General features: G+C 67.5%; 10 protein-coding genes. 2 read left to right on the top strand and 8 right to left on the bottom strand.

The features are described from left to right. Positions 1 to 18: 18 nt before the first annotated feature. Complete coding sequence (locus tag QLQ15_RS04900) at positions 19 to 558, bottom strand: gamma carbonic anhydrase family protein (RefSeq protein WP_283211724.1); 540 nt, start codon at positions 556 to 558, stop codon at positions 19 to 21. Between the two features lie 121 nt (positions 559 to 679). Between QLQ15_RS04900 and QLQ15_RS04895 the strand changes: the two genes are divergently transcribed. Then, a complete protein-coding gene (locus QLQ15_RS04895) occupies positions 680 to 2,110 on the top strand; it encodes a coniferyl aldehyde dehydrogenase (RefSeq protein WP_432277842.1) in 1,431 nt (476 codons plus the stop codon). 56 nt (positions 2,111 to 2,166) lie between these two features. On the opposite strand, the gene QLQ15_RS04890 is transcribed toward QLQ15_RS04895, so the two are convergent. Further along, positions 2,167 to 2,703 (bottom strand): cytochrome b, encoded by a 537-nt coding sequence (locus QLQ15_RS04890; RefSeq protein WP_283211722.1) that lies wholly within the window; start codon positions 2,701 to 2,703, stop codon positions 2,167 to 2,169. A gap of 64 nt (positions 2,704 to 2,767) precedes the next feature. After that, entirely contained in the window at positions 2,768 to 3,802 is a 1,035-nt protein-coding gene (gene ltaE, locus QLQ15_RS04885) for a low-specificity L-threonine aldolase (protein WP_283211721.1), read from the bottom strand. A gap of 234 nt (positions 3,803 to 4,036) precedes the next feature. Here ltaE and xth point away from each other — a divergent pair, with 234 nt between their 5' ends. After that, complete coding sequence (gene xth / locus QLQ15_RS04880; RefSeq protein ID WP_283211720.1) at positions 4,037 to 4,804, top strand: exodeoxyribonuclease III; 768 nt, start codon at positions 4,037 to 4,039, stop codon at positions 4,802 to 4,804. 148 nt (positions 4,805 to 4,952) lie between these two features. Here xth and QLQ15_RS04875 read toward each other — a convergent pair whose 3' ends face one another. The 5 genes from QLQ15_RS04875 to QLQ15_RS04855 all read right to left on the bottom strand — a co-directional run bounded on the left by QLQ15_RS04875 (position 4,953) and on the right by QLQ15_RS04855 (position 10,222). After that, entirely contained in the window at positions 4,953 to 6,527 is a 1,575-nt protein-coding gene (locus QLQ15_RS04875; protein ID WP_283211719.1) for a hypothetical protein, read from the bottom strand. Continuing rightward, positions 6,524 to 7,459: a hypothetical protein gene (locus tag QLQ15_RS04870; protein ID WP_283211718.1), complete on the bottom strand. Its 936-nt coding sequence runs from the start codon at positions 7,457 to 7,459 to the stop codon at positions 6,524 to 6,526. The genes QLQ15_RS04875 and QLQ15_RS04870 overlap by 4 nt, the downstream gene beginning before the upstream one ends. Before the next feature lie 172 nt (positions 7,460 to 7,631). Further along, complete coding sequence (locus tag QLQ15_RS04865) at positions 7,632 to 8,231, bottom strand: hypothetical protein (RefSeq protein WP_283211717.1); 600 nt, start codon at positions 8,229 to 8,231, stop codon at positions 7,632 to 7,634. Between the two features lie 267 nt (positions 8,232 to 8,498). After that, entirely contained in the window at positions 8,499 to 8,768 is a 270-nt protein-coding gene (locus tag QLQ15_RS04860) for a GlsB/YeaQ/YmgE family stress response membrane protein (protein WP_283213930.1), read from the bottom strand. A 101-nt stretch (positions 8,769 to 8,869) separates the two neighbouring features. Continuing rightward, positions 8,870 to 10,222 carry an AMP-binding protein gene (locus QLQ15_RS04855; RefSeq protein WP_432277841.1) on the bottom strand — a complete coding sequence of 451 codons (1,353 nt, stop codon included), beginning with the start codon at positions 10,220 to 10,222 and terminating at the stop codon, positions 8,870 to 8,872. Positions 10,223 to 10,237 lie beyond the last annotated feature (15 nt).

Genomic DNA, 10,237 nt, shown 5'->3' with positions numbered 1-10,237 from the left:
TGTCGCGGCCTGCCGCGTCTACCCGGCCATGCCGAGGTAGCGGTCCTTCAATCGTACATAGTGCTGCGCACTGTAGTGCAACTGTTCGATCTCCCGCTCGTCCAGGCGTCGCACGAAGCGTGCCGGATTGCCCAGCCACAGCTCGGCCTCGCCCACTTCCTTGCCGGGCGGGATCACCGCGCCGGCGCCGACGAAACCGTGGCGGTGCACGCGCACGCCGTCGAGCACCCGCGCGCCCATGCCGATCAGGCAGAAGTCGTCGAGCGTGCACGCATGCAGGATCACCCCGTGGCCGATGGTCACGTCGTTGCCGACCACGGTGGGCAGGCCGCCCGGCCGGGTGAACGGGCCCTCGTGGGTGACGTGGATGATCGTGCCGTCCTGCACGTTGGTACGCGCGCCGATGTGGATGTGGTTGACGTCGCCGCGGATCACGCAGCCGGGCCAGATCGACACGTCGTCGCCAAGGGTCACGTCGCCGATGACCACCGCCGCGGGGTCGATGTAGACGCGTTCGCCGTGGGTCGGGAAGGCGTCGAGGTAGGGGCGCATCGTCATGCGTCGATTCTACCGCGCGGGGCTCGGGCGGACCGGCCGGGTCGTCCGCGACGCCCCCCGGCGCGCGCCGCTTTCGCCCCTCCTGCCGCGACGTGCGAGGTCTACACTCCGGCGTATGGACATCACCGCCGACACCCCGCTGGACGAACTGGCCACCACGCGCGACCAGCTGCGCACCGCATGGCTCGCGCGCAAGCCCGGTTACGACCAGCGCCGCGCCGACCTGGAGCGCCTGCGCACCGCGTTCCGCGCACGCATCGGCTCGATGGACGAGGCGATCCGCGCCGACTTCGGCCACCGCAGCCAGCACGAGAACCTGCTTTCGGAAGCAATGATCGTGTTGGCCGAAATGGACCATGCGATCTCGCACCTGCGCCGCTGGATGCGTCCGCGCCGTGCCGCGGTGGGCTGGCGCTTCTGGCCGGCACGCGCACAGATCCGGCCGGAGCCGGTGGGCGTGGTGGGCATTCTGTCGCCGTGGAACTACCCCGTGAACCTGGCACTGGTGCCGGTGGTGTCGGCCATCGCGGCCGGCAACCACGTCTACCTCAAGCCGTCCGAACACACACCGCGTACCGCCCTGTGGCTGCGTGAACTCCTGTCGGAAGTGTTTCCAGCCGACCGCGTCGCCGTCGCACTGGGCGGACCCGAAGTGGGCGCGGCATTCGCGGCGTTGCCGTTCGACCATCTGTTGTTCACCGGCTCCACCGCCGTGGGCCGGAAGGTGATGGCGGCCGCCGCGCCGAACCTGACTCCGGTGACGCTGGAACTGGGCGGCAAGGCACCGGCCGTGGTGTGTCCGGATTTCGACCTGCGCAAGGCTGCCGCGCGCATCGCGACCGGCAAGTGGTTCAACGCCGGGCAGACCTGCATCGGCGTGGACTACGTTCTGGTCGACGAAGCGCGACGCGACGCGTTCGTCGAGGCCCTGCGGGCCGAGCTGACGTCGCGCTACGGCGACTTCAGCGCGCCGCACGACTACACCCGCATCATCAACGACGGCCAGTACGCGCGACTGCGCGGTTACGTCGACGACGCCCGCCGGCGCGGCATCACCGTGATCGAACCGCTTACCGGCGAAGCCGACGCAGCGGCGCACACGCGCATGGTGCAGGACCGTATCTTCCCGCCGACGCTGGTGCTGGATCCGCCGGCCGATGCGGAGGTGATGCGCCACGAGATCTTCGGCCCCATCCTGCCGGTGGTGTCGTATCGCTCGCTGGACGAAGCCGTCTCGCGCATCCGCTCGATGGACCGGCCGCTGGCGCTGTATCCCTTCAGCGACGACAACCGCAGCGTCGAGAAGATCCTCCAGGGCACGCTCGCCGGCGGCGTCACGGTCAACGACACCCTGCTGCATTTCGGCGCACACGACCTGCCCTTCGGCGGCATCGGCCCCAGCGGCATCGGCGCCATCCACGGACGCACCGGCTTCGACACGTTCTCAAAGCTGCTGCCCGTGTTCCGCCAGCGCCGCATGGCCGGCAGCGACCTGCTCAAGCCGCCGTACCGTGGATTCGTGGACCGGATGGTGCGGTTGCTGGCGAAGTAGGTTTTCGTCGTGCCATGGAGGGCGGGGCGCATCGCCTCGCCCGCCGTCACCGCGGATCACACCATGCGCCGCAGCGTGTCGTCGCCGCGCACATAGTGGTGGTACAGCGCGGCCAGTACGTGCAGACCGATGACCCAGTAGAAGAACTCGCCGATGGCGCCGTGCAGGTCTTCCAGGCGTTCGGCGAGCGCGGGATCGGGCGATAGCAGCGCCGGTACGGCGATCTGCGAGAACGGCACGTACAGCGTCTTGCCGTCAGTCCATGCCGTCAGCAGGCCCAGCACCGGCATGGCGATCAGGAACGCATACAGCGCCAGGTGCAGCAGCCCGGCCGGCAGGGCCTGCCAGAGCGGCAGCGGCGGGTGGATCGCGGGCACGCCATGCCGCACGCGCAGCACGATGCGCCACACCACCAGCGCCAGCACCGACAGTCCCAGCCAGAAGTGCGTCTGCATCATCGCGGCGCGGGCCGGCGTGCCGCGTGCGAACAGACCGCGCTGCTCCACCGCGAGGTAGACGGCGAGTATGAGCAGCGCCATCAGCCAGTGCAGGCGGCGCAGGCCGGGGGCGTAACGGCGGACCTTGCTGAACATGGCGGCGCTCCTGGGTCGGGGCTGTTGTTATCGCGCGGCGACGTGGCCACGCCCTTGATCCGGATCAGGTTGGGGCGGATTCGCCGCCGGCGGCAAAGGATCGCAGCGCCCGCACCACCCGCGCCGCCCCTTCGTCATCGATGTCCAGGTGGGTGACCAGGCGGATCGCCTGCGTGTAGCCGATGGACAGGCGCACGTGCGCGGCGTCCATGGCGCGGCGCAGGGCGTCGTGGCGTTCGAGAGGCACTTCGATGAAGACCATGTTGGTGTGCTGCGCGACCACGTGCACGCCCTCGGCACCCTGCAGCCCTTCGGCGATGCGCGCGGCGCGGGCATGGTCGTCGGCCAGCCGCGCGACATGATGGTCGAGCGCATACGACGCGGCCGCCGCCAGCATGCCCGCCTGGCGCATACCGCCGCCGACCACCTTGCGCCACCGCGTTGCGGTCTCGATCAGCGCGCGCGTGCCCAACAGCACGGAACCGACCGGCGCGCCCAGCCCCTTGGACAGACACACCGACACGCTGTCGAAGTGCTGCGTGATCTCGCGCGGCGCCACGCGCAGCGCGACCGCCGCATTGAACATGCGCGCACCGTCCAGGTGCAGCGACAGGCCACGACGGTCGCAGAGCTCGCGCGCCTGGGCGAGGTAGTCCAGCGGCAGCGCGCGACCGTGCCAGGTATTCTCCAGGCACAGCAGGCGCGTGCGCGCGAAATGCGGATCGATCGGCTTGATCGCGCGCTCCACCGCGTCCAGCGGCAACGTTCCGTCCGGTGCATGCACGATCGGCTGGGGCTGGATCGAACCGAGCACCGCGGCGCCACCGCCTTCGTACTTGTAGGTGTGCGCGTCCATGCCGACGATGTACTCGTCGCCACGCTGGCAGTGCGCCATCAGGCCGATCAGGTTGGACTGCGTGCCGCTCGGCACGAACAACCCCGCCTCGAAGCCCAGGTCGCTGGCCAGGCGCGCCTGCAGTGCGTTGACCGAGGGATCCTCGCCGTACACGTCATCGCCGACCGGCGCGCGCACCATCGTCTCGCGCATGGCGGCCGTGGGCTGGGTGACGGTGTCGCTGCGAAGGTCGGTCCAGTGCATGGCATCAGGCGTGTGTCGGACGATGCGTCGAGTATGCCAGTGCCGCTGCCCCCTCCGACTCTCCTTGCGCAGCAGTGCCGTGTGAGCATCGATTTCGATGCCGCTGCCGGGGCCGTCCATGGCGGGACGTAGCGGACTTCGGATCGCCCGGCCCGGCCATCCATGGCCGGGCGTTCGGCAGGCCACGCGGCAGTGCCGCGTGAGCGGCCAGCCTCACCCGCTACACTTCGCGCCATGAAGATCGCCAGCTGGAACGTCAATTCGCTCAACGTGCGCCTGCCGCACCTGGAACAGTGGCTCGCGCAGTCCGCGCCGGACATCGTCGCGCTGCAGGAAACCAAGCTGGAGGACGCCAAGTTCCCGGACGATCCGCTGATCGCCGCCGGCTACCGCAGCGTGTTCGCCGGGCAGAAGACCTACAACGGCGTGGCCGTGCTCTCGCGTGAGAGCGCCCGCGACGTGCAGGTGGGCGTGCCCGGCTTCGAGGACGAGCAGAAGCGGGTGATCGCCGCGACGGTGGGCGATCTGCGCATCGTCAACCTGTACGTGGTCAACGGACAGGACGTCGGCACCGACAAGTACGCCTACAAGCTGCGCTGGCTGGAAGCGGTGCACGACTGGCTCGCGCAGGAACTGGCCGCGCATCCGCGCATGATCGTGCTGGGCGATTTCAACATCGCGCCGGACGATCGCGACGTGCACGACCCTGCGGTGTGGAACGACACGCACATCCTCACCTCGCGCGCCGAGCGCGATGCGCTGCAGCGGCTCTGCTCGCTGGGACTGCACGACGCCTGGCGCGCGCTCAACCCCGAGGAGACGCAGTTCAGCTGGTGGGATTACCGGCAGGCCGGTTTCCGCCGCAACCTGGGCCTGCGCATCGACCTGACGCTGGTCTCCGACGCGTTGCGCCCGCACTGCGTGGCCTCGGGCATCGATCGCGAACCGCGCACGTGGGACCGGCCCAGCGATCACGCGCCGGCGTGGGTGGAGCTGGGGTAGGGAGTTTGGAGCGCCCGGCGGCCAAGGCGAAGGCGGACGCCCGGCGCACCACACGGTCCGAATAGGCCGTGCCGGAGCATGGGATCCCTGCCCTTCGCGGTGCGTCCTCACGCGGCGGCCGGAAGCACCGTCATGGGATCGATATTCCTCACATCGATCTGCCATGCGAGTGCGAGTTCCGTTGCTGTTCCTGCATGCGCCACTGCTCCACCTGAGCCTGATGTCGTTGCTCGAACGCTTCGGACTTCTGCATCGTCTCAGCGATCGGCGGCGCGGGAGTCCGCAGGTCGATCACCCCGTCGAACAACCCCGTGCCCAGCACCCAGGCCTTTCCGTCATGGACATGGACCGACTCCACCTGTCCCGGCCGCACGCCGCCCTCGCGCGCCGCCAGCGTCAGCTCGGCGACCTTCTCGTTGCTCACGTCGGCGGGCAGCTTGTTCCGGAGTTCGGAGTACAGCGGATGGATCGGATGTGCGGGATCGAGATAGGTCAACGGCTCGCGCGGCGCCTTGGGTGAGTGCGGCGCATCGCGCAGGAAGTGGCGCGTGGAGTCCTGGATGGTCTCGGTGTCGAGCGGGCGCGCATGATCGGCGGGCGTGAAGAGCAGCCCGGAAGAAGACCTGGGTGGCGGGATCAAGTCCCGCGCATCGCGAGCCAACTCCTGCACGCGCTCAGTTGCGGCCAGACCAACGCGGATGGGTGCCTCACGCACGGCCTGCATGGCTGAAAGGACGTGGCCGGTGGCCTCCATGGCACCGGCCGCCTGCTGAGCGCTCCAGCCCGCTGCGTCGGCAGCACGCGGCCATTGGTTGGCGTGCGCCGATATTCCCTGTCGTAACTCGCGGATGTCGTTGCGATAGGCGTCGACCAGCGTGCGGTTCTCCTCGTACCGGTGCCGGTTCTCCTGGGAGAGCACGGATGCTCCGCCAAGACGATCCGGTGCCATCGTCGCGATGCCGTGCGCGGCGATTCCGTGACCGCTGAGCGCGGCTCCCACGGGATCGGGCTGGGTGAACCAGCGGGCGATATCGGTGGTGGGCGATGACAGGGCCGGCACCTCGGGCCGATACGGCGCCATGCCGTAGTCCTGGCGGCGCAGATGGGCGAGATCGGCTTCGGTGGCGTACACGCGCACTTCGCCGTACTGACGGGCCGCCGCGCTGACGAAGTCGGCTGCGTCCATGTGGTTGACGGCGTGTGCACCCGGCTTGGGCGGCCCCTGCATGATCGCCAGTTCGGCCGCACCGTAGGCGTTGAAGGTCTCGGCACGGATGCCGAGGTGATGCGCCTGGATCTGTGCGTCCGTGCCTCCGAGGGAGTGGCCGACGGCGGTGATGAGGGGAGTCGGATAGCCCTCTGATTCGGCATTCCCCTTGACCTTGGCCACTACCTGACCTGCAAACGCGATAGCGTCTTGCGCCTGCACATTCGCGGCCTTCGCCACCATGCCGCCATCGGCTCGCACCACGTCGTGCATGAACTGCGGACTGAGCAGATTGAACTCGGTGCCGCGGTTGGCGATCACCACCTCGCCGTCGGGAAGCTCGCGATACGCCGTGGCCTGATAGCCGGAAGGCTTGCTCACATAGGCGAAAACCTCGTAGGCGCGCCCTCCAATCATGACCTCCTTGTCCTTGGCATTTGTGGCGGATGCTTCGCGGCTGCGGTCGTTGTACGCATCCTTGGACAGATAGGCGCGATCCAATGTGCCCAGACTCATGGCCAGATTCTCCGCGGTGTCAACGTGATAGTGAACAGCTCATCCTGCACTTCCGCGCCAAAGCCGGAAGGGGAACTCTTCCCTGAGTTGGGAAAGTCGTCCAGCTTGGTGGACAGGTAGGTGCGTTTAGAGAAATAGACCTTCTTAGGCTGCTGCGCTCGCAGGTCCTCAAGATGAAGCCGCGGCGTGAATCGAACGCTCATGCCGTACAGACGCGAGGTGACGACCGTCATCTTCCACTCGCACACACCCAATCCGTGGTAGTCCTCATCCTGCAGCGCATCGACGGTGATCTGCGTGCGGTACACGTTCTCGGCGATCCTCGTATAGGTCAGCGGCAGGAACTCGTCGGGTTGATCGTGGTAATGCCCTCTTTCGAAGGTCCACTTCTCGGGCATGCAGTCCACCCAGTTCTCGACGTCGTACTGCACCGACCCGCCGATATCGCGGAACGGACCCGGCGCATCCCGGATCGTCATCGTGATTTCGTAGCGCTCCTGCGGATGCGGGTTGCGCTGGATTTCCGGCTGCTTCGTCTGGCAGCCACTCACCACACCGGCAGTCAATGCGGCTGTTGCAACCGCATGCTTCCATTTCATTTCGCCGTTCTCCTCATGCAAACCTGCTTCGTCCGTCAACCACTGCTGACGTGCGGCCACCTCGCGAACCAGGGCGCGCACCCGCGGTGAAGGCGCCAGGCTGGGTTCGTCCTCCCACAGCGCCTCGTGAAAGGGCCGCCGATGGATTGGCATCTCTCTTTGAGGCGCTTCATCTACCGAGTCCGGGTTCGGCTCGGGAACGAAGGCCGCGCGCCGGCTCCTCAACCACTGCTCCTCCGCGCGCCATCGCCGTGGCCCAAACCACAGGAACGACCCCATGACGCCCGCCCAGAACAGCACGAGCGCACCGACCACTACCGTCACGTAGAACATCTCTGCCTCCACCCAACCCGGCCACCATCCGATTCGAGGTCGTCATGCATCCCTGCCCTGACATCGGTGACCGACACGAATCCCGCCATGGGGATCGCGTCACCACTCGACGTTTCGGGGCGACGGTCCGGATGCCCTTTGGGCAGATAGGCGCGGTCCATGACGCCCAAAGTCATGGCGCGATCCTCCGCGGTGTCAACGTGATCGCGAACAGTTCATCCTGCACTTCCGCACCGAAACCGGAGGGCGAGATCTCCCCTGAATCTGGGAAATCATCCAGTTTGTTGGACAAGTAGGTGCGCTTAGAGAAGTAGACCTTCTTTGGCTGTTGCGCTCGCAGCTCATCCAGATGAAGCCGCGGCGTGAATCGAACACTCTTGCCATACAGACGCGAGGTGACCACCGTCATCTTCCAGCGGCACGCACCTAACCCGTGGTAGTCCTCGTCCACCAATGCGTCCACCGTGATCCGCGTCCGGTACACGTTCTCGGCGATCTTCGTGTAAGTCAGCGGCAGGAACTCGTCGGGTTGATCGTGGTAATGCCCTCTCTCGAAGGTCCACTTCTCGGGCATGCAGTCCACCCAGTTCTCAACGTCGTACTGCACGCCCCCGCCGATATTGCGGAACGGACCCGGCGCGTCCTGGATCGTCATCGTGATCTCGTAGCGTTCCTGCGGATGCGGGTCGCGTTGGATCTCCGGCTGCTTCGTCTGGCAGCCGCTCACCACACCGGCCAAAGCGGCCGTCGCAGCCGCGTGCTTCCATTTCATCGTTCTCTCCGTGCAAGCGCGTGCAGCGTCAGGCGCGATAGGCCAACTGAACACGCCGCGCGGCGGTGGCCTATAGGAAAAATTCGAGAGGACGCGGGTGCGGCCGCAAGAGGGTCAGAACGCCATGCGGGCGGGGCTTCCAGTGGGACTCCAAGCCGCAACCACCGGTTGGGTCAGCTTCCTTCGCATGGTGACCACGCGACTCGATGCAGAAAACAAAAGACCCGGCATTGCCGGGCCTTTTCGTAATCACTTCGAGCAACCGCTTCAGCGCACGCGACCACGCCGGAACAGGTTGACGATCGCCAGCAGCACGATCGCGCCGACCAGCGACATCAGCAGGCCGCTGATGGAGAAGTCGCCATCGTTGATGTCGCCGCCCAGGCCGAACAATCCGCCGAGCCAGCCACCGATGAGCGCGCCCACGATGCCGACGACGATGTTGAGGAACAGGCCCTGCTGTGCGTCGGTGCGCATGATCAGGCTGGCGATCCAGCCGATGATCCCGCCGAGGACCAGCCAAATGAGGATGCCCATCATGCTCGTGCCTCCTGGATCCAGTGCGATGGCAGGTGTCACCCCTGCGCGGGGCGACGCGAGTCTGGACGGGCAGGTGTGATGGGGGCGTCAGCCCGGCATCAGCCTACGGGCAGGGGCGCGGGACCGTGCAGCAGCGCTTCCAGCGCCTGACGCGGCAGCTTGCCGGTTTCGTTGCGCGGCAGCGACGCGACGCGACGCAGAGGCCGCGGCAGGAACACCGGATCCAGGTGTTGCCGCAACGCGTGCAGGATGTCGCCCTCCTCCAGGCGCGGCGCCACCACCAGTGCCGCGATGCGTCGCACGCCGATGGCGTCCTCGGCATCGAGCTGGAACACCACGCCGTCCTCGACGCCGGGCACGGCAAGCAGCTTGCGGGTGAGGTCGCCCAGCGATGCACGCTTGCCGGCGATGTCGAGCAGGTCCGCGTTGCGGCCGCGCAGTTCGAAGCGGCCGTCGGCGTGGACGTCCATGAGATCGGCCAGCACCACCGGTTCGCGCAAGTGCGGCGCGTGCACGGCAGTGCCGTCGGGCTGCGGCGCCAGTCGCACGCCGGGCAGCGGCGTCCATGCGTCGTCGCGCGCAGTGCGGCGCCGCGCGAACACGCAGGTCTCAGTCGAACCGAATACCTCGCGCACTTCACAACCGAAGCGCGCTTCGGCCTGGGCAGCGAGTTCCGGTGGCAACGGCGCCGTCGCCGAGACGATGCCGGCCAGCGGCGGCAGCGGCAGGTCCGAGGCGACCAGCGCGCGCAGGTGCACGGGCGTGGTGACCAGCAGCGGCGGCGAGGGCGCATCGCACAGGGCGCGCACCACGTCGGCGGGAAACAGCGGGCGCGCCGAATGCACCGACACCTGTCCCAGCAGCGGCAGCAGCACGGTCATCTCCATGCCGTACATGTGCTGCGGCGGTACGGTGGCGATGACGTGCGTGACGCCATTGGCCGACAGCAGTCCGTCGAGCGCGGCCAGATTCTGCGCGGTGCTGGTACGGAAGCTGCGCCAGGTCTTGTCGTAGGGACGCGGTTGGCCGGTGCTGCCGGACGTGAACCCGATCGCGACGCGCCATTCGTCCTCGAGCATCAGCGGCTCTCCGTCGAGTTCGTCCAGCGTGGCGAGCATGCGCACGCAGTGCGGCGGCGCCGGAGACAGTTCGACGTCGGTGATGCAGTAGGCATCGGGGTATTGCGCCAGGACCTGTTCGATCATCGCCGGCGCCCGCGAAGCCGGCATCAGCGTGGTCTGCCCACGCACCGCGGCCGCGCAGAAGGCCACGAGGTAACGGTAGCGGTCTTCGCACAGGTTGATCGCGTGTCGCGCGTGCGGCAGCGTGGCGGCCAGCGCGCGCACCTGACGAGTGAAGGTGCGCAGATCGATTGCGCGGCCCGCGTCGAAGGCGATCGCGCGCGCGCCGTCCCCGCAGGTGAGCGGAACGGGCGCAACTTGAGTAGTGATGACAACGTCGACAAC

Source organism: Lysobacter stagni (assembly GCF_030053425.1).
In the GTDB taxonomy this organism is placed as follows: domain Bacteria; phylum Pseudomonadota; class Gammaproteobacteria; order Xanthomonadales; family Xanthomonadaceae; genus Lysobacter_J; species Lysobacter_J stagni.
Note: the sequence above shows the minus strand (reverse complement) of the source record. Positions and strands in the feature narration are given on the sequence as shown.